This is a genomic window from Micromonospora palythoicola, assembly GCF_036689795.1.
In the GTDB taxonomy this organism is placed as follows: Bacteria; Actinomycetota; Actinomycetes; order Mycobacteriales; family Micromonosporaceae; genus Micromonospora; species Micromonospora palythoicola.
On sequence record NZ_JBAGKI010000040.1, the window covers coordinates 22,876 to 45,515 of the forward strand.

The following is a 22,640-nucleotide window of genomic DNA, read 5'->3' on the forward strand; positions in this document are numbered from 1 at the left end:
GCCATGACTGACGGGGCGCGGGTGGTGGCTGGGAAGGCGGTGCCTCGGGGGGCGTTTCCGCACGTCAAGGTGGCGGGCGGGTTCGTCTTCGTGTCGGGGACCTCGTCGCGGCGGGCGGACAACACGTTCGCGGGCGTGTCGGTGGACGAGTTCGGCACGACCGACCTGGACATCCGGGCGCAGACGCGGGCGGTGATCGAGAACATCGGTGACCTGCTGCGGTCGGTCGGTGCGGGGCTGACCGACCTGGTCCAGGTGACCACCTATCTGGTCAACATGAACGACTTCGGTGGATACAACGAGGTGTGGGCGGAGTTCTTCGACGCGACCGGACCGACCCGGACGACGGTCGCCGTGCACCAGTTGCCGCATCCGCACCTGCTGATCGAGATGCAGGCCGTCGCCCTGCTCCCAGAAGGAGGCCAGTCATGAGTGAGATCGCCGAGCCGTTCAGCTTCCCCGGCTGGATCGCCGAGCACCAGCACCTGCTGAAGCCGCCGGTGGGCAACAAGGAGATGCTGCCCGGCTCGGAGGACTTCATCGTGATGGTGGTCGGTGGGCCGAATCAGCGCACCGACTTTCACGTCGACCCGTACGAGGAGTTCTTCTACCAGGTCAAGGGCAACATGCACATCAACCTGATGCTGCCCGAGGGGCCGCGTACGGTGCACGTGCGCGAGGGGCAGATGTGGATGCTGCCCCGGAACACGCCGCACTCGCCGCAGCGACCGGAGCCCGGCTCGATCGGGATGGTGATCGAGCGGGTACGCGAGGAGGGCACGCTGGAGAAGTTCCAGTGGTACTGCCCCGAGTGTTCCCACCGGGTGCACGAGGTCGAGTTGCAGGTCCGGGACATCGCCGCCGACCTGCCGCCGGTCTTCGCCGCGTTCTACGCCGACGAGTCGGCGCGTACCTGCGACAACTGCGGCACCCTGCACCCGGGCAAGGGCTGATGGCGGCTCCGGTGGTGGACGTGCACACGCACGTCGTACCGAAGGGTTGGCCGGACCTGGCCGCGGCGTGCGGCGGGTCCGGCTGGCCGTGGCTGCGGATCGACTCGGAGCGCGCCGCCATGATCATGGTCGGTGAAGCGCCGTTCCGCCCGGTCGGCGCCGAATGCTGGGACGCCGACACCCGGCTGGCCGACATGACGGCCGACGGGGTCGACGTGCAGGTGGTCTCGCCCACCCCGGTCTTCTTCTGCTACGACCGCCCGGCCGACCAGGCGGTGAAGGTGGCCCGGATCTTCAACGACCTGACCCTGGAGGTCACCGCCGCGGGCGAGGACCGGCTGCTGCCGTTCTGCCAGGTGCCCTTGCAGGACCCGGACGCGGCCTGCGCCGAGGTGGACCGCTGCCTCGCGGCCGGTCACGTCGGTGTGGAGATCGGCAACCACGTCGGCGACCGGGACCTCGACGACGCCGGCATCGTGACGTTCCTGACCCACTGCGCCGAGGTCGGTGCGCCGGTCTTCGTCCACCCGTGGGACATGGCCGGCGGTCCCCGACTGGACCGTTGGATGGCCCGGTGGCTCACCGGCATGCCCGCCGAGACCCACCTGTCGGTGCTGGCGATGATCCTCGGCGGGGTGTTCGACCGGGTGCCGGAGACGTTGCGGATCTGCTTCGCCCACGGCGGCGGCAGCTTCCCGTTCTGGCTGGGGCGCGCCGACAACGCCTGGCACCGCCGTGGCGATCTGGTACGCGGTGCCTCCGCCGCCCCGCCCAGCTCCTACGTCGACCGGTTCCTCGTCGACTCGGTGGTCTTCTCGACTCCGGCGCTGCGGCTCCTCGTGGACACCATGGGCGCCGACCGGGTGCTGGTGGGCAGCGACTATCCGTACCCTCTGGGTGAGCGCCCGGCCGGCGCGGTGGTCCGCCAGGCCGACTTCCTCACCGACGCCCAGCGCAGCGACCTGCTCTCCACCAACGCCCTCCGTTTCCTCGGTCGTGACGGTATATAAAGACGGGGTAATCGTATACACTCGGCTGGTGAAGACGGTTATTGATCTCGATGATGACCTGCTCGAACGAGCCCGCCGTGAACTGGGCACCAAGAGCAAGAAGGACACCATTCACGCTGCGCTCCGGATGGTTGCCGAGCGCAGTGAGCGGATTGAGGCGATCCGGGAGTTGCTCTCCATCGATCGGGACTGGACCGGCTTGCTGGAGGATGACAAGACACCCGGCGACAAGTGGGACGCGGCGTGACCCCTCCGCCCGGCCTGTACCTGATCGACACCTCGGCCTGGGGTCGCCTTCGTCAGCCGATCGTCGGAAAGCGGATCCTGGCGCTGCTCGAGGAGAGGCTGGCCGCGACCTGCCTTCCGTTGGACCTGGAGGACGGGCGTAGCGCCCGCGACTTCAGGAACGCGATGACGGTACGTGCCCGGCGCGCGGAGCTGATGATCGACCTTCCGATCACCACGGCCGTGGCGACGAGAGCGCGAGACCTGCAACTCGCGTTGACCGCCCAGGGACACCACCGGGCAGCGAGTCCGGTGGATCTCATGGTAGCGGCCTCTGCCGCTGAGTACGGGGCCACCGTTCTCCACTACGACCGGGATTTCGACTTGTTGGCGGAGGTCGGTGGACCCCGGTCCGAGTGGGTGTCGCCACCGGGAACCCTTTCCTGAGAGCGTGCGAGGTGGCTCGCCCGTTGGGAATCGAGTCCCACCGGCGGCGTCGAACGCCTTCGGCTGCCGTGCGGCTCGTGTCGCTGCGGCAACGAGTGGCCTGAGCGGGCAGGATGGCGGCATGGCCGAGCCGCACGACCTGACGGCGCTGGAACAGGCCGCCGCGCTCGCCCGTGGCGAGCTGTCCAGCGTGGACCTCGTCGAGCACCACCTGCGGCGGGTCGACGCGCTCGGTGACACGGTCGGTGCCTTCGTCACCGTCACGGCGGAGTTGGCGCGCGAAGCCGCCCGCGCCGCCGACGCGACTCCGGTCGATCGGCGTGGGCCACTGCACGGGGTACCGACCGCGATAAAGGATCTGACCCTGACGGCGGGTGTCCGCACCACGTTCGGCTCGGCCGCCTTCGCGGACTTCGTAGCGCCCGTCGACGCCGACGTGGTGCGCTTCATGCGGGCCGCCGGGCTGGTCAGTCTCGGCAAGACCACCACCTCCGAGCTGGGCTGCTCGCTGTACTCCGAGACGCTTGTCGCTCCGCCGGCCCGCAACCCGTGGCAGCTGGCGTACACCGCCGGTGGTTCCAGCGGCGGCGCGGCCGCGGCCGTGGCGGCGGGCCTGGTGCCGGTGGCGCAGGGTTCGGACGGCGGCGGTTCGGTGCGGATCCCCGCGTCGCTGTGCGGCCTGATCGGCTACAAGCCCAGTCGCGGCCTGGTCTCCGGCGGTCCACTCGGCTTCGGCGCCTTCGGCCTGCCGACCAACGGGCCGCTCGGTCGGAGCGTCGCCGACGTGGCCGCGTTGCTGGACGTGCTGGCCGAACCGGTGCCCGGCGAGCCGTATCTGCCGCCGACCCCGCCGGCGGGCGGCTATCTCGCCGCCGCCCGGACCGCCGAGCCCGGCCCGCTACGGATCGGCCGGTTCACCACCCCGATGCTCGCCGACGAGCCGGTCCACCCGGACTGCGTCGCGGCGGTGGACCGGGCCGCCGCGCTGCTCGCCGCCGCCGGGCACGAGGTCGTCGAGGTGCCGGCGCCGCTCGGTCCGCAGGTCTGGCCGCTGTTCGAGATCGTCTGGTACGTCCTCGCGCTCGCCCCGGTGCCGCCGCAACGGGAATCCGAGCTGCTGCCGCTGACCCGCTTCCTGCGGGCCCGGGCCGCCGGGATCTCCGCCGGTACGCTCACCGCGACCCTCGGCGAGATCCAGGCCCAGGTACGCCTCGGTGCCCGCCGTACCGCCGGTTGCGACCTGCTGCTCTGTCCCACCCTGGCGGCCCCGCAGGCACCGCTCGGCTGGTTCAACCAGGGGCGCACCCCGGCGGAGGATTTCGACCGGCAGCGTCGCTTCTCGCCGTACTGTGCGGTCTTCAACGTCACCGGCCAACCGTCGGTTTCGCTGCCGGTCGGCGTGACCGCCGAGGGACTGCCGGTCGGCGTGCTGCTCACCGGCCGCTACGGCGACGACGCGAGGCTGATCGCCACCGCTGCGCAACTGGAGGCCTCCAGTGGCGGATGGGATCGGCACCCCGCAGTCTGGCGGAGCGTCGGCTCCGCTAACGTGAATGACAGCGGAGTCGGGAGGTCACCCCGGTGATCTGCCACCCGATCCGATCGAAGATCTCTCTTTCCGCCTGGGGGCGTTGGGATTGTCTGTAACCGACACGTTGCTGGTCTTCGTCGGCATCCCGGCAGCCATCGTGCTGGTGATCGCCGGCCTCGTCTACGCGGGCAGCCAGGGCGGTGGTGGCGGTGCCAAGCGTTACCGGCCGGGCCGGCCGTTCACCTTCACGCCGGTGTGGTTCCTCGGTCGCCCCGAGGAACTGGCCGACTCCGCGGGCACCGCGCTGTCGGCGGGGGCACAGGCGCCCGCGCTGACCAGCCGCACGCAGGAACAGGCCGGCGTCGAGGCGCCGGCCGCTGGAACCGGAGGCGCAAGTGACCGTTGGTGAGAGGCAGCACGCGGCCGGGACGGAGAACCCGCCCGACGTGCTCGACGGGCCGTTCTCGACCCGCCAGCTGCTGCGCATCGACGAGGCGCTGCGGGTGGCCGACCGGACGACCGGTCTGGTCTTCTCCGTCTTCGTCGGCGGCCTCGACGAGCCGGTCCGGGAACACGCCGAGCGGCTGCACCGGCAGCTCGCCGAGCCCGACCGGTCGGTGCTGATCGCGATCTCACCGAACCAGCGTCAGCTGGAGATCGTCACCGGCCGGTACGCCCGCAAGCGCGTCCCGGACACGTACGCCAAGATCGCCGCCCTGTCGATGGTGGCCGCGTTCGGCGGCGGTGATCTCGCCGGCGGCATCATCCAGGGCCTCGACCAGCTCTCCCGCTACGCCGGCAAGGGCTGACCACTGCCGTACGCGCGAGCCCGGTCCCCGCGGGGACCGGGCTCGCGTCGTGAACGTCTCAGCGGGGCCAGGCGGCAGGGTCCAGCCGCATCGGCCACGGTTCGGTCACCTCGACCGGATCGTCCGGCCCGACCGTGCCGAGAAGGTTGTAGTGGACACCCTTGACCAACTCGTAGCGGTACACCACGGGGCCGAAATCACCGCGTTCGACCCGCCAGTAGAACGGGATGCCCGCCTCGGCGTAGAGCGCGGGTTTGGTGAACCGGTCGTGGCGCCGGCTGCTGGGCGACTCGATCTCCACGACGAGTGCGACGTGTGCCGGATCCGCCCACATGCCGTCAGGCGGCGCGCCCGGCTTGAGGACCGTGATATCCGGAATCAGGTTGCCGCCCGGGGCGCGGACTCCGGCCTCGCGAATGATCATCCACTCCGTTGGTGCCGACGCACGGATAGCCGACCGGATCTCGTCCGCCAGCCAGTGGTGTCCATAGCCGGCTGGTGGGGTCACGTGCAGGCTCCCGTCGATGATCTCGTAGCGATTTCCGTCGTCCGGCAGATCGGCGAGATCCTGCTCCCGCCAGCCGCGTTCCGGTGGGCGCCACTCGTACGTCGGTTGTGCCATCACGTCCACCTCCCTAGGCCACGATAACGGCCCGGGAGCATCGTGTGCTCACGACGCTCCCGGGCCGGTGGAACGCGGTCAGGCCGTTCGGGCGTCCCGGGCCTGGGCGGCGAGCGCGCGGACCACGCCGTCGCGGCCCTCGGCGACCAGCCGCCGCAACGGCCCAGGGTGACCCTCCTGTGCCAGCCAGGCGTCGGTGGCCTCGACAGTGTCGTCCTGCACCAGATACGCCGGGTACATGAGCATGGCGAACTCCTGCGCCGGCTCGCTGTCCCGGGTCGCCCAGACCTGCCCGACCGTGGCGAAGAACCGGTCGCGGTACGGCGTGATCAGCTCCACCTGGGTGGGGTGGCTGAAGCCCTGCAACAGCGCCCGGTGCCGCCAGTTCGGCAGCGCCTCGGGGCCGGTCAGCTGCGCCCAGACGGCGGCCTTGTTCGCCTCGGTCGGCACCAGTGCGTGCGCGTACGCGGCCTCCCGCTCACCGCTCGAGGTCTTGTCCCGGGACAGCTCCGTCTCGATCTCCGACGTTCCGGCCACGCCGTTGGCCACCAGCGCCTGCAACACGCTCCACCGCAGCTCGGTGTCGATGGTCAGCCCCGGGGTCACCTGGGTGCCCTCCAACCAGCCGCGCAGCACGGCCAGGTCCTCGCCGGAGCGGGCCGCGGAGACGTACGCCCGGGCCCAGGCCAGCTGGAAACCGCTGCCCGGCTCGGCTGCCGCGAGCGCGGTCCTCGCGGTACGGGCCAGGTCCGCCCAGCCGGTCGGGGCCCAGGCCGGGTCGGCGTAGAAGGTGAGCGCGCTGCTGACCTGGCGCAGCGTCGCGGTGACCAGGTTGATGTCCGTCTCAGCCGGTAGCCCGGCCAGCACCAGGGCGACGTAGTCGCGGGTGGCCAACTCGGCGTCGCGGGTCATGTCCCAGGCGGCGGTCCAACAAAGCGCCCGCGCCAGCGACGAGTCGAGACCGGCGATGTGCTGGACCACCGTCGCCATGGACCGCTCGTCCAGCCGCAGCTTGGTGTAGCTGAGGTCGTCGTCGTTGAGCAGCAGCACGTCGGCCGCGGGCACGCCGGTGAGGTCGGTGAGTTCGGTCAGCTCGCCGTCGACGTCGACCTCGTACCGCTCGCGGCGCACCAACCGACCGTCGGCGAGGTCGTACAGCCCCACCCCGATCCGGTGGGTACGCAGGGTCGGGTAGCCCTCCGGCGCCTCCTGACGGACCGCCACCCGCTGGTACGTGCCGTCCGCGTCGATGGTCAGCTCCGGGCGCAGCGTGTTGACCTGGGCGGTCTCCAGCCACTGGGAGGCGAAGGTGGTCAACTTGCGACCGGAGGCGGTCTCCAGCTCGGACAGCAGGTCGTCGAAGGTGGCGTTGCCCCAGGCATGCCGGTCGAAGTAGGCGCGCAGACCGGCCAGGAAGGACTCCTCGCCCACGTAGGCGACCAGCTGCTTGAGCACGCTGGCGCCCTTGGCGTACGTGATGCCGTCGAAGTTGACCTCGACGGCCTCCAGGTCGGGCATCTCGCAGTAGACCGGGTGGGTGGAGGAGAGCTGGTCCTGCCGGTAGCCCCAGTTCTTCCGGATGGACAGGAAGGTCGTCCACGCCTCGGTGAACCGGGTGGCGTGCGTGTTGCACCAGTGGCTGGCCCACTCGGCGAACGACTCGTTCAGCCACAGGTCGTTCCACCAGCGCATGGTGACCAGGTTGCCGAACCACATGTGCGCCAGCTCGTGCAGGACGGTGTTGGCCCGCTGCTCGTACTCGAAGTCGGTGACCTGCGAGCGGAACAGGTAGTGCGACTCGGCGTGGGTCACGCAGCCGAAGTTCTCCATCGCCCCGGCGTTGAAGTCCGGCACCCAGAGCTGGTCGTACTTGGGCAGCGGGTAGCGCACCCCGAACTGCTCGTGGAAGAAGTCGAAGCCCTGCGTGGTGACCAGGTTGAGGTCGTCGGCGTCCAGGTACTGCGCCATGCTCGCGCGACAGAAGTAGCCCAGGTCGATGCCGTCGTGGGTGTGCCTGACCTCGTGGTACGGCCCGGCGCACAGCGCGGTGATGTAGGTGCTCATCCGGGCGGAGGTGGCGAAGTGCACCGTCTTGTGGCCCTCGCCGGCCGCCTCCTCCCGCTCCACCGGCATGTTGGAGACCACCTTCCAGTGCTCCGGAACGGTGGCGTGCCAGGTGTAGACGCTCTTCAGATCGGGCTGGTCGAAGCAGGCGAAGACCCGCTGCGCGTCGGCCGTCTCGAACTGGCTGTAGAGGTAGGTCTCACCGTCGACCGGGTCGACGGTCCGGTGCAGCCCCTGCCCGGAGTTGGAGAACGCGAAGTCGGCGTCGACGACGAGCGTGTTCTCGCTGGCCAGCCCGGTCAGCGTGAGGCCCTTCTCGGCAGTGAAGTCGGCCAGGTCGACCGGGGTGCCGTTGAGCGTCGCCGAGCGTACCGAGTCGGCCGCCACCTCGATGAACGTGCTGGCTCCCGGCTCGGCGCAGCGGAACCGCACCTCGGTGGTCGACCGGAAGGTACGACCGTCGGCGGCGTGAACAGCGCTGGACAGATCCAGACTGATGTCGTACCCGGTCACGTCGAGCAGGCGGGCCCGCTCGGTCGCCTCGACCTGTGTCAGGTTGCGCACTCCCGGCACTGTTCGTCTCCATCCCACTCTCGCCGTCCGTCACGGCCGCACGGTCCGTCGACCGCTCGTGACGGCCGGTCCGGGCCTGAGTCTTCCATGTACGGGTATGCGGTGGTGGTTGAGGTCACGGGTCGATCCTCGCGGGATTGCGCATGGTCGAGGAAAGATCGGAGGTACGCCGGTGAGTCGGCGTCACCATCGCGAAGGGATCTCGTCGTGAACGAGCGCGCCAGCGTAGACATGTGGTTCGACCCGATCTGTCCGTGGGCGTGGCTCACGTCCAGGTGGCTGCTGGAGGTGGAGCGGGTCCGCCCCGTCGACGTCCGCTTCCACGTGATGAGCCTGTCGGTGCTCAACGAGGGTCGGGAACTGCCCGACGACTACCAGGAGCTGATGCGCAACGGGTGGGGACCGGTGCGGGTCTGCGTCGCCGTGCAGCAGCGCCACGGCGCCGACGCCGTACGGGCGCTCTACACGGCCCTGGGTACGCGGATCCATCTCGGCAAGGAGCCGCTCGGACCGGACCTGTACGTCGCCGCCCTGACCGACGCCGGACTCGACCCGGCGCTGGCCGAGGCGGCCGGCGACAGCGACCTCGACCCGCCGCTGCGGGCCAGCCACGAGGCCGGTATGCGGCCGGTCGGCACCGACGTCGGCACCCCGGTCATCCACGCCCCCGGCCCCGACGGTCGGCAGGTCGCCTTCTTCGGGCCGGTGGTCACCCCGGCGCCCAAGGCCGAGGCCGCGGGTCGGCTCTGGGACGGTGTCCTGCTGGTCGCCGGTACCCCCGGCTTCTTCGAGCTCAAGCGCAGCCGCGACCTCGACCCCATCTTCGACTGAGCCCTACCCGAGCCGCACGTCGCCGACGCACCGGTTCCGGCAGGCAGTAGTCCTGACGCCGCCGGTCCGAGGCCCGGCAGCCACACCGCTGCCGGGCCCGGCGTCACCGGTGCGGTCGCGGACTCGTTTGTCCGGATGTCCGCAGCCCACCGCTCGTGGAGGTGCCTGGTGGCCAAACATCGTGCTCCGATCGGCGACCGCTGGAGTCGGGAGGAGGGCGGCGGCGGTGGGGGTGTGCTCGGGCCGGCGGCGGGCCGGACCGCGCCGACCTCGGGGAACGGCCGGGCCGGCGGGTGGTCCGCTCCCCGGCAGGATCGCAGCCCGAACGCGGCCGGCGGGTTCGGGCGCGACGGCGCGGTGGGCGTCGCCTCGGTTCCCGCCACCTCGCGGTTGACCCCGCCCGGTCGCGACATCCGCAACCAGGGACCACGACCGGCCCCGACGCGTCGTCCCGCCGTGGTGCCGGCGCCGACCGGCCGGCACCGACGCTCGGCGGAGGCGGAGTGCTGACGACGGACCTCGCCACACCTGAAGCCTCGGGCCGGTGACCCGGCTTTCATCTGGTGGGCTCGGGGCGGGTCCGGCGGCGGCACCCGACGCGCCGCCGGTAGCGTCAACGGTCATGACGGTCGTGCACCCGATCTCCCGCGCCTGGATCACCACCGGTGGTACCGGCGCCCAGAACTACGACGAGTTCGCCGACGACGCGGAGATCACCGCGATCATCGAGGCGAATCCGCACAGCGCCCTCGGCATCGAGATGCCCCACAAGGCGCCGGAGAGCCTCGGCAGGTCCTTCGCCGACGCCCTGCCGGACGCGGTGAGCCGGCTCGCGGAGGCGAAGGCCGACGGCAGCTACACCCCGGCCGAACAGGTGGTGGTGCTGTACCGGATCAGCGCGCCGGGCGAGGAGCCGGCCTACGGGCTGTTCGCCATGGTCGACACCGACCAGATCTCCACCCGGGCCGACGAGCCCGGCCTGGTCATCCGCAACGAGGACGTCTTCATCGCGAAGGTGCGCGAACGGGTCGCGCTGGCCGAGGCGTTGGGGCACCTGCTCTCGCCCGTACTGCTGCTGCAGACCGGCCGCGGCGACGAGCTGCACGCCGCCCTCGCGGCGGCCACCGACACCGCCGGGGCGCCCGCCGCCACCGACACCGACCAGGCCGGACGTACCCACGCCATCTGGTTGGTCGGTCCCGGCGCGCAGCAGGACGAGCTGACCGCCCTGGCCGGTGGTGGCGAGTTGGTCGTCGCCGACGGCAACCACCGCAGCCTGGCCGCGCAGACCGGCGGGATGCCCCGGTTCCTGGCGGTCGTCACCACCCCGGCGTCGGTTGCCATCCAGCCGTACAACCGCCTGGTCAGCGAGCTGACCACCACGCACGAGGAGCTGCTGGAGCGGTTGACCGCAGCCGGGGCGCGGATCACCCCGGTCGACGGCCCGGCCGAGGTCCCCACCACCGGCGGCACCGTCGTGCTCCAGCTTCCCGATCAGGCGTACGCGGTGACGCTGCCGCACACCGGCGACGGTCGTCTGGAGAACCTCGACCACGCCCTGGTCGAGCGGCTGCTGTTGCGCGACGCCCTCGGTCTGGATCCGGGCGACAAGCGGATCACCTACGTCGGCGGTGACTACCCGGCGAGCTGGCTCACCGGTGAGGTGCGGTCCGGTCGGGCCGAACTGGCCATCCTCATCGCGCCGGTGACCGTCGACGACTTCGTCGCGGTGAACCTGGCCCGGGAGAAGATGCCCCGCAAGAGCACCTGGTTCACCCCGAAGGCGCGCGGCGGCCTGGTGGTCGCCGAACTGGCCTGATCCGGTGCCCGTCCCACGGGGCACCGCCCCGGCGCCGCCTCGTGGGACGGGCCTGACAGACTGCCCGGTATGCGCGTCTACCTGGGATCCGATCACGCCGGTTTCGAGTTGAAGGTGCACCTGGCCAACCACCTCGCCAAGCAGGGGTACGAGGTGGTCGACATCGGCCCGCAAGCCTACGACCCGGAGGACGACTACCCGGCCTTCTGCCTGCACGCCGGCACCCGCGTGGTGGCCGACCCGGGCAGCCTGGGTGTGGTCATCGGTGGCTCGGGCAACGGCGAGCAGATCGCCTCGAACAAGGTGGTGGGGGTGCGGGCGGCGCTGGCGTGGAACGTCGAGACCGCCCAGCTGGGCCGGCAGCACAACGACGCCAACGTGGTCGCCGTCGGTGCCCGCCAGCACACCCTCGACGAGGCCACCGCCATCGTCGAGGCGTTCCTGACCACGTCCTTCTCGGGCAGTGACCGGCACGCTCGGCGCATCGCCCAGGTCGCCGAGTACGAGCGCAGCCGGCAGCTGCCCGACCTGCCCTGATCCGCGACCTTTCGGACCGTCGCTCCTGATCCGGGGTCGGGGACACCCGAACCCGGATCGGGACGGGTCAGCGGCGGGGCAGTTCCTCGCGCGGGGTCCAGTTACGGCGGACGATGACGACCCGGTCCGCCGCGGCGGCGAGATCATCGTCGGTGGGCCGGGCGGCGTCCCGCGCCCGCATCGCCGCGGTCACGCTGACCTGTGACGAACCAGAACCGACGAGACCGCGCAGCCCTCGCTCGCCTTCCTCGGAAGCGCCGTTGCGTCGCCCACGCGACGTCTCACCACCGTCGTGCACCCCCGCCGTGCTGGCCGCCGCACCACCGTCGACTCCACCGCCGGTGCTGCCGTGCTGCCGGTGCCGCCGTCGCCGCCGTTCCCCGCCATCCGCCACCCCCCGACCGTACCCCCATCGCCGGCCGCTGCCCCGCTTCGCCGATCATGCAGTTGTGGCAGTGACAGAGGGTCAGAAAGACCTCATATCCCCGACCACTGCCGCATGATCGGCGGCGGGCGGTTACGGGTCAGAAGATCTCCATGGCGGAGGGCGCCCGGTGCCAGGTGAAGGCGGGACCGGCGGCGGTGAGCGCGCCGGGGCGTAGTTCGCGGAGCCGACCGGCGTCGGCCAGCGCGGTCGGGTTCACGCCGCCGAGGTACAGCTCGCCGAGGCAGCGTACGTCGCAGGCCAGGTCGGCCGGTCCGGTCGCCGGTGTGCAGGTCGCCTCGGCCGGCCCGCCGCGCAGCCGCCACCGACCGGTGTTCTCCGGCAGCAGGTCGTCGGTCACCTCGACGACCACGTCGACGTCGGTGGCGTAGCGCCGGGCGGCGAGCGCGGCCGGCACGTCCACCACCCGTACCCACAGCGCGTCGACGAGCCGGCAGTTGAGCCGGCGCGGTTCGTCGAGCAGTCGCAGCAGCGGCTCGTCCACCGCTGCCCGCATCCACGCCAGCCGTCGGGTCAGGTCGAGCGAGAGCAGCATCCGCCAGATCGCCAGGTACCCCGCCGGGGTGCTCGCCACCACCTCGTCGACCGTGGTGAGACTGTTCGGGCCGCCGTCGTCCCACTCGGCCTTGGTGCGGAACAGCCCGTAGCCGTCGACACCGTCGGGTCCCTCGTGCAGCACCACCCGCCGCTCGGTGGCGCCACCGCGGTGCGCCTGCGGGTCGACAAGCACGTACCGCCACCACCGGTCGTCGCGCGCCGACCAGCCGGGGCGATCGGCGCGTACGCGCTCGTACACCCGGGCCAGGTCGGCCTGGCGGTCGGTCGGCCGGTCCAGGCGCAGCCGGCCCTCACCCGGCGTCGGTGCCGGTAGCCGCAGTTCGGCGGTCTCGCCGGAGACGTGGTACCGCTGGGAGGCCAGGCCGTAGCCGAAGCGCGGATAGATCCGACCCTCGCTGGCCCAGAGCACCGCGACCGGCTCCCGGCGACTGTCGTAGATCTGACGCAGTTGGTGATGCATCATCGCGGTGAGCAGGCCCCGCCGACGGTGGGTGGGCGCGACCCCGACCATGCTCACGTGTGCGGCGGCCAGGTCACCACCGGGCACGCCGAGCTTCCGGGTGAACGCGATGGCGGTGGCGACCAGGTCGGACCCGTCGCGGATCTGCAGGGCGCGTTCCGCTTCGAAGATCGGACGTTCGACTTCCTGGGCCTCGCTGTCGACCGGGTGGTGGAACAGGGAACCGAGGAACCCGTTCATCTCGTCGAAGTCGGCGTTGGTGGTCTCGATCGGCAGAGTGGAGGTGGTCACCGCTCGTGTCTAGCCGATCGGTGTGGGTACGGCGACCGATTTGCGGGCTGGCTACCCTCGAAGTCTCCAGCGGCGTCCGGGGGCGCCGTCGGTGAAGGGGAGGGAACGACATGGCCGAGCAGACGCAACCGTGGGCGGAGCGGACCGTCGAGGTGCCACCGCAGCCCGGTGGCGGGGTGCCGCCGCAGCGCGACCCGTACCGCCGGGGTGTGGCCCAGGTCGGCGCCCGCGCGCCGCGTACCGAGCCGTTCCCGACGGTGGAGCATGCGCCGACCGGCACCGGCTGGCCGGGCGAACCGGTGCCGCGCCAGCCGTTGAGCTGGCACGTGGCCCGACTCAAGCGTGGCGGCGAGTGGAGCTTCGCCGGGGCCCTGTTCGCGTTCGTCTGCTGGGGGATCTGGGCGATCTCCGGCGGTGGCGACCTCGTCGGGCCGATCGTGATCTTCGTGTTGAGCCTGCTGGTGGCGGCCGGGTTGTTCACTTTGGCCCGGCTGCTCGGCCGGGTGGTGCTGGAGCGGCAGTTGGGTCGGGTACGACGCACCGCCCGGGGCGCGCACCTGGTCACGGCGGTCTTCCTGGCCGGCCTCGGTGTCGCGTTCCTGCAACAGACCCAGTGGATCATGGACGCCTGGAACTGGCTGACCAACTAGACCCTGTCCGGCGGCGGGACACCCGTGTGAGGTTCCCGGCCGCCGGGCGGGCCGGTCCGTCGGCCGGCCCGCCCGGGAGGTGGCCGCGACACCGCGACCGAGGTCGTCACTCCACCAGGACGGCGGCCTGCTTACCCAGCCCGGCGCGATTCATCCCCGCCGGTGGGTACTCCGGCAGCCCCCGTCCGGGCCGCAACGGCCGGTGAGCTCCCGGCCATCGCATCAACCGAGCGCCCGCCGGGCGGCTTCGCCCATCGGGTCGTCCCGGGTGGGCAGCTGCCGTACGGCGGTGGCCACCTCCTCGTGAAAGACGTCGTACAGCCGGCGTAGCTCCTTCGCCGGATGATCGTGGTCGTCGACCCGCAGGTCCCACAGCGGATACGGCTGCTCGCCGATCACCATGACGGTCGCCGAGCGCGCCCCGTGCCGGTCACCGCCGGCGTTCTCACCCAGTTCGATCGCGAGCAGCAGCCGTTCGGCCAGGTCGAGATCCTCGCCGCCTTGGTACGCCCGCACGATCTCGTCGAGAGGCTCGGCGCCCACCAGCCGGTTGCCCTGCACCGCATGGCCGGTGCCGGTGCGATGGCCCGACCAGTCCAGAGTGCGGGAGCCGGTGAAGGCGTACGAGCGTCCGTCCCGGTCGACCATGCCAACCTGCCGTACGTCCCGACCCGGGTCGCGGTCGAGCAGCTCGGTCACCACGTCCTCCGGCGTACGGCCGTCGCCGAGCAGCGGCAGACCGTCGTAGGCGAGGAACGGGTTGGGCAGCGCCTGGGTGGCCACGGCGCCGTGGGGATGGACGTGCGCCACCAGCTTGCCGACACCCGGCTTCGCGGTCAGCGCCGCCACGCCCAACTGCCCGGTACGCCCACAGCGGGCGACGATCGAGAAGGTCACCGCCGCCGCGTACCCGGCAGCACACCGGGCATGCCGCCCATCCGGAGGCGCTGGTTGTGTCAGCCGCGTGCTGGCCAAGATATCGTGTTCGACATTATATTGGCCCGATGAGTTCCGGGGCGATGACCGAACCGACCTTCTTCGTCCTCACCGCGCTGCTCGACGGCCCGCGTCACGGCTACGGCATCGTCGCCGACGTGACGGAGCTGTCCCAGGGCCGGGTGCGGCTGAAGATCGGGTCACTGTACGGAGCGCTGGACCGGCTCGTCGGTGGCGGCCTGATCGAGCTGGACCGCGAGGAGGCCTGGCAGGGCCGGCTGCGCCGGTACTACCGGCTGACCGAACGGGGACGCCACGCCCTCGACGCGGAGGCCCGACGGCTGGCCGCCAACGCCCGGCTCGCCTCGATCCGGTTGCGCCGGCAGAACCCGATCGAGGGGACGTCCGCATGAGCCGGCTGGAGGAGCGCTACCGCCGGGTGCTGCGGCTGCTGCCCGCCGGATACCGGCGGCAGTGGGAGGACGACATGGTCGCCGCCTTCCTGGAAACCATGCAGACCGGCGACGCCGAGACCGATGAGTACCTCGCGGACCACGGCCGCCCGAGCGCGGCGGAGCTGGCCAGCGTCCTGTCGCTCGCCGTCCGGTTACGGATCGGCGGGCCCGACGCGCCACCGCGACCGTACGCGTGGGGGCAGGCGGTCCGCCTGGCGGTGCTGGCCGGAGTGCTGACCCAGGCGACCATGGCCACCGTCGGTCTCGCCGTCACGCTGTGGCTCACCGGCGCGCTGAGCTGGTTGCCCGTCCCCACGTCCGAATGGGCTCCCGTGCCGTACCGCAGCACGTGGCAGGCCACCTTGCACGTCGCCGGGTACGCCTGGCTGCCGGCCTTCCTCGCCCTGGTCCTCGGGCACCGGCGGGTGGCCCAGGCCGTCGCACTGATCGCCATCGTGCCGCAGGCCGTCACCGTCGCCGTCGAGCAGGCCAGCGGCCCCGCCCCGCTGACCGTGGCGGCGTGGTTGATGCTGCTCATCGAACTTCTCCTGCTGGTCGCGATGTCGGCCGTGCACCGCGACAGCGCACCGGCGGCACGACGACGCTGGCTGCTCGCTCTACCGGTGGGCATCCTGGCGGTTCCCGTACCGCTGTTCGTCGCCCAGGCGAGCATGCCGGCGCTGCGGCTGCTGGACTGGCCGGGCCTGTGCTGCGTGCTGGTCGTCGTCGCGATCGCGGTCCACCTGGGCGTACGGGCATTCCGCCCACCGTCTCGCACCCTGCCCTGGTCGCTGGCACTCGTCATACTCGCCGCGACCGCACTCGTCCAGCGCACCGCGACCCTGCCCGACCTCGTCGGTCAGACACAGCGCACGGCGCTCCTGACGATCGCCGCCGCGCAGGTCGTCGCCGTCCTGGCGGTCGGTGTGCCGCTGGCCGTCCTGGCCTTCCGGGTGCTGCGCCAACTGCCGCCGGTGTCGGCTGCCACGCACCCACAGCACACCGCTGACTGATCGAAGCCGGTACACGCGTCGCGCCTCAGGCGTTGAGGTACGCCAGCACGGCCAGCACCCGGCGGTTGTGGTCGTCGGAGGGCGGCATGTCCAGCTTGGTGAGGATGTTGTTGATGTGCTTGCTCACCGCCTTCTCGGTGATGCGGAGCTTGGCGGCGATCGCCGCGTTGGAGCGCCCCTCGGCCATCTCGCCGAGCACCTCCCGTTCGCGGATCGTGAGAACCGCCAACGGCTCGCGGCGGGCGAGCAGCTGCGAGATCACCTCGGGGTCCATGGCGCTGCCGCCCGCGGCGACGCGGCGGACGGCGTCGACGAACTCGCCGACGTTGGAGACCCGGTCCTTGAGCAGGTAGCCGACGCCGCCCTGGGGGGTGCTGAGCAGTTCCCGGGCGTACAGCGGCTCGACGTGCTGGGAGAGCACGAGGATCGGCAGCCCGGGTATCCGGGTGCGGGCCGCGATCGCGGCCTGCAGGCCCTCGTCGGTGAACGTCGGTGGGAGGCGGACGTCGACCACCGCCACCTCGGGCTTGTGGGTCACCAGGGCGGGTAGCAGGGCCGGGCCGTTGTCGACGGACGCGACGACGTCGAAGTCGAAGGCCTGCAGGATCCGGGTCAGTCCGTCGCGAAGGAGTGCGTGGTCCTCGGCGATGACAGCGCGCACGGCAGCTCCATGGTGACGACGGTGGGCCCGCCGGGCGGGCTCGACAGCGCCATCGTGCCATCGAAGGCGGCGAGGCGACGCTCGATACCGCGCAGGCCGGTGCCGGCGGTGGGGTCGGCGCCGCCGGCACCGTCGTCGGTCACCACCATCGTCAGCCGTTCCCCGGCGTGGCGCAGCGACACCCACGCGTGCTGCGCGTGACTGTGCCGGACCACGTTCGTCAACGTCTCGGCCAGGGCGAAGTACGCCGCCGACTCGACCGGAGTGTCGAGCCGGCCGGGAAGCTCGGCGTCGACCGCGACCGGCACGGGCAGGCTGAGCGCCAGCGCCCGCACCGCACCCTCCAGACCACGCTCCGCCAGTACGGGTGGGTGGATGCCGCGTACCAGGTGCCGCAGCTCGACGAGTGCCGTGCCGCTCGACTCGCGCGCCTCGGCGAGCAGCCCGTGCGCCGCGGCCGGATCCCGGTCGATCAGCTCGTCGGCGAGTCCGATCATCATGCCCAGCGAGACCAGTCGGGCCTGGACGCCGTCGTGCAGGTCGCGTTCGATGCGACGCAGCTCGGCGGCCTGAGCGTCCACCGTGTCGGCGCGGGTCACGGTCAGCTGGGTGACCCGCAGCCGGAGTTCGGCGGCCCTGGTCGGCGCGAGGAGGAGCCGGTCGAAGAAGGCGTCGACGCGCCGCAACCACGGCGCCGACCACAGGCCGACGGCCAGGATCGCCGCACCCTGCGGGACGCAGAGCAGCGCCTCGCCCACGGTGTCGACCGACCAGACGGTGCCGTAGCCGTACCAGTCGGTGCCGAGCCAGATCCACACCGGTGTGAGCGTCAGCCCCGCCAGCCCGTACAACGGTACGGCCAGCGTGATCGTGCCGAGGACGATGCCGACGAGGGCGCCCGGCACCAGCCAGGCCAGATCCCGCCAGGTGGCCGGGTCGGTGACGACCCACCGGAAACGACGCCACCCGCCGGGCACGCTCCGCTGCGGCGGCGGCTGGTACGGGCGCGCCACCGGCACGCCGGCCCGGGCGGCCAGCCGCCGCTCAAGATCGGTGCGTCTCCTGACCAGCCTCGTCGTCCAGGGCACCAGCGCCATGCCGAGGAAGGGCACCGGCACCAGCACCAACGCGACGACCGACAGGACGAGCAGCGGGACGTTCGTGAGCGACAGACCGATCGCGGCCAACCCGGCGCCCACCGACCGCAGCCCTCGGCGGACCCACGGGGCCATCCGTTCACCAGCTCCGGCCACGTCCACAGGTCACATTCTGCCCACGGCGGCCGCCGTTCGTCGGTGGTGCCAGCACCCCCACGACAGCGGGAGACAGCGCTCCTGACGGCGCGGACCGGGGACGGTTCGCTGGAGTCATGACGACCACGACGACCGGCAGCGACTTCGCCGCGCTCGCCCGCCGGATCACCGCAGCGGGACTGATGCGGCGCCGGCCCGCCTATTACCTCGTCCGCCTGGGGACCGTCGCGCTCATGTACGTCGGCGGATGGACGGCGTTCCTCGTCATCGGCTCCTCCTGGTGGCAGATGCTCACGGCGGTCTTCCTCGCCGTCACGTTCGCCCAGGTGGCCCTCGTGGCACACGACCTGGCACACCGTCAGGTCTTCCGCACCAGGCGACCCAGCGAACTCGCCGGGCTGCTCGCCGGGAACCTCGGCGTCGGCATGAGCTACGGCTGGTGGATGGACAAGCACACCCGCCACCACAACAACCCCAACCACGACGACCTCGACCCGGACGTGGCCCCCGAGGTGCTGGTCTGGGCCGCCGAGACGGCGGCCGGCCGGCGGGGCCTGAAAGGCTTCATCACCCGACACCAGGCCGCGCTGTTCTTCCCGCTGTTGACGCTGCTGGCGGTCAGCCTCAAGGTGTCCAGCGTCAAGGCCCTGCGCGACGGCACGGTGCGGCGCCGAGGCGTGGAGAGCGCCCTGCTGGTGCTGCACGCCGTCGGCTACCTCACAGCTCTGCTGGTGGTCCTCACACCACTTCAGGCCGTCGCCTTCCTGCTGCTGCACCAGGCCCTGTTCGGTGTCTACCTGGGCCTGACGTTCGCCCCCAACCACAAGGGCATGCCGCACCCGACCGGCACCGAGGACTTCCTGCGCAAGCAGGTGCTGACCTCCCGCAACGTGCGCGGCAACTGGCTCACCGACGTGGCGCTCGGCGGCCTGAACCACCAGATCGAACACCACCTGTTCCCCGGCATGCCCACCCCCAACCTGCGCCGGGCCCAGCCCATCGTGCAGGCGTACTGCGCCGAGATCGGCGTCGCCTACGAACAGACCGGTCTCCTCGACTCCTACCGTCAGGCGCTACGACACCTGCACGAGGTCGGCGCCCCCGCCCGCGCGGAACACGCCGCACGGCGTGCCTCGGCGCGGCGTGGATAATCCCCACCGTCCTCCGCGAGGCCGGTCACGAGGACACCAGATCGTGGTCTTCCCCGGTGCCGACCACAACATCCGGGTCCGTGCCGCCCGCGCCCCCGGCTTCGACGAACTGATCGTCACCTGGTTACAGCGCCGGCTCTGCTTCCGGCGACGGCGCCGGCTCCGCCGTTGGTGTCGTTGCGGCTCTGTCGTTGTCGTCGTTGCCGGCGGCTGTCACTCCGCCAGGTAGCCGGTGGCGGGGTCGATCTCGGCGAGGAACTCGCGGATCGCCGTCTCCATCTCGGCCAGGCTCATTACCGAGCCGTCGGAGCCGGACAGCCCGAAACCGTACTCGTGCGGCCCGCTGAGCCAGTCGAAGTCGTACGTGCCGGGCGGGTCCGCCCGGGCCCACACCCGGAAGTCCTGCCCGTCGACCGTCACCAGGATCGGATCACTCTGCTCCTGGTCGGGCCGCAGCCACTCGGGCTGCGAACCCGGCTCCGGTGCACCGGACATGGCCACTCCAGAAGCTCGTGGACGGTCGGGATCAGCGACCGCCCGCCAACTGTTCGACCTGGGCGAAGCTGACGACGCGGTCACACTCATCATCGGTCAGCTTGTTGATCAGGGCCTTGCCGGCCTGCGCCTGCCTGGTGGTGGGCAGCGCACCGGCAACCAGGTCCGGCAGCGTCAGCTCATAGCCCACCCGGGCCCTGGCCGAACAACGATGACGGGTACGCGTCACCGCGCTCGCCACCCGCAAGGCATGCTCGTTGCCGGGCGGCACGTGCCGACGGTCCACCTCCCGGGCACCGAAGCGCATCCGGTGATGGAACTCGCACGTCTCGCACGCGGCCGGCCCCTGGGTCAGTCGTGATCCGCACGTCGGACAGCTCAACCGGTCGAGCGCACCGTCGACGGTCCGCCAGTCGTAGGCCGCCGGATCTTCGGCCACCAGCCAGGCCAACTCGACCGCCTCGGCGGAATCGGGCTCGACCTCGAGATCGAGCAGAAGACGTTCCCACGCCCGACGGATCTCCGCCTCGATCTCCGCGACCACGCGAGCCAGCAGCGCGCTACGCCAGGCGCGGGAGTCACCGGTCGGCCGGTCGACAGTCACGGAGGCAATCGTGACAGCACCACGCGTACGGGGGCGCCGGTATTTCTCTGATCGCGGGACAGCGACAGTACGCCGCGTCTGCCACGCTGACGGCTGGCTGGCCCTTGCTGTTCCGGCTTGGGGCGGACAGGCGCAACAGGGGGACAGGACATGGCGGAGCACCCGGCCCCACCACGGTCGGTGCCGGCCGAGCCTCGCCTGGCGAATCCACACCGCCTCGCGGTGGGGCAGATGGTCGTGGTGGGTGCGGCAGCTGCCCTGTTTCTGAGAGGTTCTACCGACGGCGGGTGGCTCCTGTTCGTAATTTTCGTTGGGCTGCACGCCGTGCTGCTGGTCGGTGCGGTGACGCTGCTGTCGATCACCTACCTGCTCGGCACGCTGACCCGCCACGGTTCGCGGCTGACCGAAAGTCCCGGTGGCCGGTGCGGCTGGACCCTGCTCATCTGGGCCGGCGGAGCCGCACTGGTCGGCTACGGCCGGGGGAACCTTGGTCATCTGGGCTTCGACCCACACCGGCATTCCGAGGTCGGCCACTGGCTCCTGGGCTTGGGAGTGGCGCTCGTGGTGGGGGTCTTCAGCCGATCACGACCCATCCGAGCCGGCTCGGTCGCGCTGATCGCGCTGTTCGTCGTGGTCACCGCCGCCCTGCGGGCCGCCACCTGAACGAGCCGGACCGCAATCGCCTCGGCGACGGACCGCTGTCGGACCCTGCGCCTGTCATCCGGTCGCCCCGGTTGTCGGGCGGGCATGTCGCGGGAGATCGTTCGTCGCCAGGCGGTGGCCGGCCTGCTGTGGAATTGGTTGAGTTGGCGTGTTCCTCCGCCCCAGGCCACGCGAGCGCCTGAACTCGGAGCCCACTCGCCCCGCCCGGTACGATCGCGAACTCGCACGCACTGCGGGAAGCCCACGAGATCGACGTGCCGCCGCCCCGACAGTGCCCATGCTTGAGAGTAGGTCTCGTCAATGGCATGCCGAATCGGTGAGCTCGTGCTCAAGTGCCGCGACCTTGAGGTGCTGGCGCGGTTCTGGTGCGAGGTCCTCGACTTCGTGGAACTCGATCGTGAGGAGGAGGTCTACATCGAGATAGGACCGCGCGAAGGTTTCGGCGGCCCGCAGCCGACGATCTTCCTCATCCGCGACGACGAGCCGCAGAACGGACATGCCCGACTGCACATAGACGTCAACCCCACGGACCGCGATCAGGACGCCGAGCTCGAACGCCTCCTGGCCGCCGGGGCCGTACTGACCGACATCGGTCAGCCCGCGGATGCGTCCTGGCACGTCCTCGCCGATCCGGAAGGCAACGAGTTCTGCCTGCTCAGGCGCCGCCTCGACGCACTCTGACGGCCATCGTGCTCAAGCGGTCGTGCGGCCCGAAACGCCTGCGGGCAAAGGTCGGCCCGGAGGCGCTCGTACCCGCCACGCGCCACCGTCGCCGGCCTGCGGATGGCCCCTTCCCGCCTCCGGTTTGGAAGAAGATCGCGGATGGCTGATCCTGCCGCCGCGCCCCGTCAGACTGTCTGTTGTCGTCGGGCTTGCCGACATCGGCGGATGGCCTCGGCTGTACAGGGGGCTGCACGGCCGGGCGACGGGCCGGAGCGGAGTGACCCTAAGCTCACGCCCATGTCGGAGAGCATGCTGTGATCGACTTGGACGAGCAGGATCACCGGCAGGCGGAGACAGGCACCATCTCCGGCCGGCTCGTCGCCAGGCGGAAAATGGTCCTGCGTCTCGTCGCTGCATTCGTGGTCGGCGTTGTGCTCGGCGGCTTCGGTGTCAGCGAGCTGCGCGACTCGCGTGATCAGCGAGAGCGCAGCGCTGTGGTCGCACTCGTGGCCTTACCTCGATCGGCCGACTTCGGAGGCTCGTCCGCCCAGGGATCGATCCAACTGTCTGGGCAGTTGATGTTGATCAACGCCGGTCCCGCGCCGATCACGGTTCGGGGAGTTCAGGCAGAGAGGCCGGGCGCCGTGGTACGCGGCACGGGACAACCCCGGCTGTTACCCCCTGGCGGCACCGGTCAGCTCCTGGTCGAGCTGCGTTTCGAGTGCTCGATCGCCTTCCAGCCAGAGCCCTTGTCGCTACGGCTTTCGGTTGAGACGGAAGACGGGCAGGTCAGAGAGGTCACCCACCCCGTCGCTCTCGTAGGAAGCGACTGGGAGCGCGATGCACAGAGCATGTGCGACCCGCACCCCACCAGGGCGGGCTGACGCATACCGGCAACACCCGCACCGCAGCCTCTGGCAA

The 22,640-nt window shown here is 71.1% G+C and carries 28 protein-coding genes; 19 read left to right on the forward strand and 9 right to left on the reverse strand.

Annotation, left to right across the window (positions count from 1 at the left end; all coding sequences use genetic code 11):
- The first annotated feature begins 3 nt into the window (after nt 1-3).
- The 8 genes from V5O40_RS18095 (at nt 4) to V5O40_RS18130 (ending at nt 4,975) form a co-directional block, all read left to right on the forward strand.
- Nucleotides 4-432 (forward strand): RidA family protein, encoded by a 429-nt coding sequence (locus V5O40_RS18095; protein ID WP_332906555.1) that lies wholly within the window; start codon nt 4-6, stop codon nt 430-432.
- Nucleotides 429-953 carry a 3-hydroxyanthranilate 3,4-dioxygenase gene (locus V5O40_RS18100; RefSeq protein ID WP_332906556.1) on the forward strand — a complete coding sequence of 175 codons (525 nt, stop codon included), beginning with the start codon at nt 429-431 and terminating at the stop codon, nt 951-953. Before V5O40_RS18095 ends, V5O40_RS18100 begins: the two co-directional genes overlap by 4 nt.
- Nucleotides 953-1,963 carry an amidohydrolase family protein gene (locus V5O40_RS18105; protein WP_332906557.1) on the forward strand — a complete coding sequence of 337 codons (1,011 nt, stop codon included), beginning with the start codon at nt 953-955 and terminating at the stop codon, nt 1,961-1,963. The genes V5O40_RS18100 and V5O40_RS18105 overlap by 1 nt, the downstream gene beginning before the upstream one ends.
- Before the next feature lie 28 nt (nt 1,964-1,991).
- Nucleotides 1,992-2,210: a type II toxin-antitoxin system VapB family antitoxin gene (locus V5O40_RS18110; protein ID WP_332906558.1), complete on the forward strand. Its 219-nt coding sequence runs from the start codon at nt 1,992-1,994 to the stop codon at nt 2,208-2,210.
- Complete coding sequence (locus V5O40_RS18115; RefSeq protein ID WP_332906559.1) at nt 2,207-2,635, forward strand: PIN domain-containing protein; 429 nt, start codon at nt 2,207-2,209, stop codon at nt 2,633-2,635. The genes V5O40_RS18110 and V5O40_RS18115 overlap by 4 nt, the downstream gene beginning before the upstream one ends.
- 121 nt (nt 2,636-2,756) lie before the next feature.
- Nucleotides 2,757-4,220: an amidase gene (locus V5O40_RS18120; protein WP_332906560.1), complete on the forward strand. Its 1,464-nt coding sequence runs from the start codon at nt 2,757-2,759 to the stop codon at nt 4,218-4,220.
- A gap of 46 nt (nt 4,221-4,266) precedes the next feature.
- Entirely contained in the window at nt 4,267-4,575 is a 309-nt protein-coding gene (ctaJ, locus tag V5O40_RS18125) for an aa3-type cytochrome oxidase subunit CtaJ (RefSeq protein WP_456299391.1), read from the forward strand.
- Nucleotides 4,562-4,975, forward strand: a complete 414-nt coding sequence (locus V5O40_RS18130) for a DUF5130 family protein (RefSeq protein ID WP_332906561.1) — start codon at nt 4,562-4,564, stop codon at nt 4,973-4,975. The genes ctaJ and V5O40_RS18130 overlap by 14 nt, the downstream gene beginning before the upstream one ends.
- Nucleotides 4,976-5,033: 58 nt before the next feature.
- On the opposite strand, the gene V5O40_RS18135 is transcribed toward V5O40_RS18130, so the two are convergent.
- Nucleotides 5,034-5,597 (reverse strand): Uma2 family endonuclease, encoded by a 564-nt coding sequence (locus V5O40_RS18135; protein ID WP_281582095.1) that lies wholly within the window; start codon nt 5,595-5,597, stop codon nt 5,034-5,036.
- A gap of 78 nt (nt 5,598-5,675) precedes the next feature.
- Entirely contained in the window at nt 5,676-8,225 is a 2,550-nt protein-coding gene (gene pepN, locus V5O40_RS18140; RefSeq protein WP_332906562.1) for an aminopeptidase N, read from the reverse strand.
- A gap of 240 nt (nt 8,226-8,465) precedes the next feature.
- Between pepN and V5O40_RS18145 the strand changes: the two genes are divergently transcribed.
- From V5O40_RS18145 to V5O40_RS18160, 4 genes are all read left to right on the forward strand, one after another.
- Nucleotides 8,466-9,065 (forward strand): mycothiol-dependent nitroreductase Rv2466c family protein, encoded by a 600-nt coding sequence (locus tag V5O40_RS18145; protein WP_408631905.1) that lies wholly within the window; start codon nt 8,466-8,468, stop codon nt 9,063-9,065.
- Between the two features lie 168 nt (nt 9,066-9,233).
- Nucleotides 9,234-9,575, forward strand: a complete 342-nt coding sequence (locus tag V5O40_RS18150; RefSeq protein WP_332906564.1) for a hypothetical protein — start codon at nt 9,234-9,236, stop codon at nt 9,573-9,575.
- Between the two features lie 112 nt (nt 9,576-9,687).
- Entirely contained in the window at nt 9,688-10,884 is a 1,197-nt protein-coding gene (locus V5O40_RS18155; RefSeq protein ID WP_332906565.1) for a DUF1015 family protein, read from the forward strand.
- A gap of 69 nt (nt 10,885-10,953) precedes the next feature.
- Nucleotides 10,954-11,421, forward strand: coding sequence for a ribose-5-phosphate isomerase (locus V5O40_RS18160; protein WP_332906566.1), 468 nt, complete (start codon nt 10,954-10,956; stop codon nt 11,419-11,421).
- Between the two features lie 67 nt (nt 11,422-11,488).
- Here V5O40_RS18160 and V5O40_RS18165 read toward each other — a convergent pair whose 3' ends face one another.
- Nucleotides 11,489-11,815, reverse strand: a complete 327-nt coding sequence (locus V5O40_RS18165; protein WP_332906567.1) for a hypothetical protein — start codon at nt 11,813-11,815, stop codon at nt 11,489-11,491.
- A gap of 130 nt (nt 11,816-11,945) precedes the next feature.
- Nucleotides 11,946-13,175: a GNAT family N-acetyltransferase gene (locus V5O40_RS18170; RefSeq protein ID WP_332906568.1), complete on the reverse strand. Its 1,230-nt coding sequence runs from the start codon at nt 13,173-13,175 to the stop codon at nt 11,946-11,948.
- 110 nt (nt 13,176-13,285) lie between these two features.
- Here V5O40_RS18170 and V5O40_RS18175 point away from each other — a divergent pair, with 110 nt between their 5' ends.
- Nucleotides 13,286-13,825, forward strand: a complete 540-nt coding sequence (locus V5O40_RS18175; RefSeq protein ID WP_269737847.1) for a hypothetical protein — start codon at nt 13,286-13,288, stop codon at nt 13,823-13,825.
- A 222-nt stretch (nt 13,826-14,047) separates the two neighbouring features.
- On the opposite strand, the gene V5O40_RS18180 is transcribed toward V5O40_RS18175, so the two are convergent.
- Nucleotides 14,048-14,722 carry a DUF1028 domain-containing protein gene (locus tag V5O40_RS18180; protein WP_332906569.1) on the reverse strand — a complete coding sequence of 225 codons (675 nt, stop codon included), beginning with the start codon at nt 14,720-14,722 and terminating at the stop codon, nt 14,048-14,050.
- A gap of 122 nt (nt 14,723-14,844) precedes the next feature.
- Between V5O40_RS18180 and V5O40_RS18185 the strand changes: the two genes are divergently transcribed.
- Both V5O40_RS18185 and V5O40_RS18190 read left to right on the forward strand, forming a co-directional pair.
- On the forward strand, nt 14,845-15,174 hold the full coding sequence (locus V5O40_RS18185; RefSeq protein WP_332906583.1) for a PadR family transcriptional regulator: 330 nt from the start codon (nt 14,845-14,847) through the stop codon (nt 15,172-15,174).
- Nucleotides 15,171-16,229: a hypothetical protein gene (locus tag V5O40_RS18190; RefSeq protein ID WP_332906570.1), complete on the forward strand. Its 1,059-nt coding sequence runs from the start codon at nt 15,171-15,173 to the stop codon at nt 16,227-16,229. The genes V5O40_RS18185 and V5O40_RS18190 overlap by 4 nt, the downstream gene beginning before the upstream one ends.
- A gap of 25 nt (nt 16,230-16,254) precedes the next feature.
- On the opposite strand, the gene V5O40_RS18195 is transcribed toward V5O40_RS18190, so the two are convergent.
- Nucleotides 16,255-16,890, reverse strand: a complete 636-nt coding sequence (locus V5O40_RS18195) for a response regulator transcription factor (protein ID WP_332906571.1) — start codon at nt 16,888-16,890, stop codon at nt 16,255-16,257.
- A complete protein-coding gene (locus tag V5O40_RS18200) occupies nt 16,842-18,122 on the reverse strand; it encodes a sensor histidine kinase (RefSeq protein ID WP_332906572.1) in 1,281 nt (426 codons plus the stop codon). The genes V5O40_RS18195 and V5O40_RS18200 overlap by 49 nt, the downstream gene beginning before the upstream one ends.
- Before the next feature lie 137 nt (nt 18,123-18,259).
- Here V5O40_RS18200 and V5O40_RS18205 point away from each other — a divergent pair, with 137 nt between their 5' ends.
- A complete protein-coding gene (locus tag V5O40_RS18205) occupies nt 18,260-19,294 on the forward strand; it encodes a fatty acid desaturase family protein (protein WP_332906573.1) in 1,035 nt (344 codons plus the stop codon).
- Between the two features lie 213 nt (nt 19,295-19,507).
- Here V5O40_RS18205 and V5O40_RS18210 read toward each other — a convergent pair whose 3' ends face one another.
- Both V5O40_RS18210 and V5O40_RS18215 read right to left on the reverse strand, forming a co-directional pair.
- Complete coding sequence (locus tag V5O40_RS18210) at nt 19,508-19,789, reverse strand: hypothetical protein (protein ID WP_332906574.1); 282 nt, start codon at nt 19,787-19,789, stop codon at nt 19,508-19,510.
- A 31-nt stretch (nt 19,790-19,820) separates the two neighbouring features.
- Nucleotides 19,821-20,393, reverse strand: a complete 573-nt coding sequence (locus tag V5O40_RS18215) for a hypothetical protein (protein WP_332906575.1) — start codon at nt 20,391-20,393, stop codon at nt 19,821-19,823.
- A 150-nt stretch (nt 20,394-20,543) separates the two neighbouring features.
- Between V5O40_RS18215 and V5O40_RS18220 the strand changes: the two genes are divergently transcribed.
- The 3 genes from V5O40_RS18220 (at nt 20,544) to V5O40_RS18230 (ending at nt 22,603) form a co-directional block, all read left to right on the forward strand.
- Nucleotides 20,544-21,056, forward strand: a complete 513-nt coding sequence (locus V5O40_RS18220) for a hypothetical protein (protein ID WP_332906576.1) — start codon at nt 20,544-20,546, stop codon at nt 21,054-21,056.
- Between the two features lie 300 nt (nt 21,057-21,356).
- Nucleotides 21,357-21,737: a VOC family protein gene (locus V5O40_RS18225; protein ID WP_332906577.1), complete on the forward strand. Its 381-nt coding sequence runs from the start codon at nt 21,357-21,359 to the stop codon at nt 21,735-21,737.
- Nucleotides 21,738-22,033: 296 nt separating this feature from the next.
- Entirely contained in the window at nt 22,034-22,603 is a 570-nt protein-coding gene (locus V5O40_RS18230; RefSeq protein ID WP_332906578.1) for a hypothetical protein, read from the forward strand.
- Nucleotides 22,604-22,640 lie beyond the last annotated feature (37 nt).

What these genes read in the sequence shown, in the direction of transcription:
- V5O40_RS18220 (WP_332906576.1), top strand. Translation starts at nt 20,544, where the DNA reads ATGGCGGAGCACCCGGCCCCACCACGGTCGGTGCCGGCCGAGCCTCGC.
- V5O40_RS18210 (WP_332906574.1), bottom strand. Translation starts at nt 19,789, where the DNA reads ATGTCCGGTGCACCGGAGCCGGGTTCGCAGCCCGAGTGGCTGCGGCCC.
- V5O40_RS18135 (WP_281582095.1), bottom strand. Translation starts at nt 5,597, where the DNA reads ATGGCACAACCGACGTACGAGTGGCGCCCACCGGAACGCGGCTGGCGG.
- V5O40_RS18105 (WP_332906557.1), top strand. Translation starts at nt 953, where the DNA reads ATGGCGGCTCCGGTGGTGGACGTGCACACGCACGTCGTACCGAAGGGT.
- V5O40_RS18205 (WP_332906573.1), top strand. Translation starts at nt 18,260, where the DNA reads ATGACGACCACGACGACCGGCAGCGACTTCGCCGCGCTCGCCCGCCGG.
- V5O40_RS18145 (WP_408631905.1), top strand. Translation starts at nt 8,466, where the DNA reads ATGTGGTTCGACCCGATCTGTCCGTGGGCGTGGCTCACGTCCAGGTGG.
- V5O40_RS18160 (WP_332906566.1), top strand. Translation starts at nt 10,954, where the DNA reads ATGCGCGTCTACCTGGGATCCGATCACGCCGGTTTCGAGTTGAAGGTG.
- V5O40_RS18190 (WP_332906570.1), top strand. Translation starts at nt 15,171, where the DNA reads ATGAGCCGGCTGGAGGAGCGCTACCGCCGGGTGCTGCGGCTGCTGCCC.
- V5O40_RS18155 (WP_332906565.1), top strand. Translation starts at nt 9,688, where the DNA reads ATGACGGTCGTGCACCCGATCTCCCGCGCCTGGATCACCACCGGTGGT.
- V5O40_RS18200 (WP_332906572.1), bottom strand. Translation starts at nt 18,122, where the DNA reads ATGGCCCCGTGGGTCCGCCGAGGGCTGCGGTCGGTGGGCGCCGGGTTG.
- V5O40_RS18100 (WP_332906556.1), top strand. Translation starts at nt 429, where the DNA reads ATGAGTGAGATCGCCGAGCCGTTCAGCTTCCCCGGCTGGATCGCCGAG.
- V5O40_RS18185 (WP_332906583.1), top strand. Translation starts at nt 14,845, where the DNA reads ATGACCGAACCGACCTTCTTCGTCCTCACCGCGCTGCTCGACGGCCCG.
- V5O40_RS18175 (WP_269737847.1), top strand. Translation starts at nt 13,286, where the DNA reads ATGGCCGAGCAGACGCAACCGTGGGCGGAGCGGACCGTCGAGGTGCCA.
- V5O40_RS18095 (WP_332906555.1), top strand. Translation starts at nt 4, where the DNA reads ATGACTGACGGGGCGCGGGTGGTGGCTGGGAAGGCGGTGCCTCGGGGG.
- V5O40_RS18120 (WP_332906560.1), top strand. Translation starts at nt 2,757, where the DNA reads ATGGCCGAGCCGCACGACCTGACGGCGCTGGAACAGGCCGCCGCGCTC.
- V5O40_RS18225 (WP_332906577.1), top strand. Translation starts at nt 21,357, where the DNA reads ATGGCATGCCGAATCGGTGAGCTCGTGCTCAAGTGCCGCGACCTTGAG.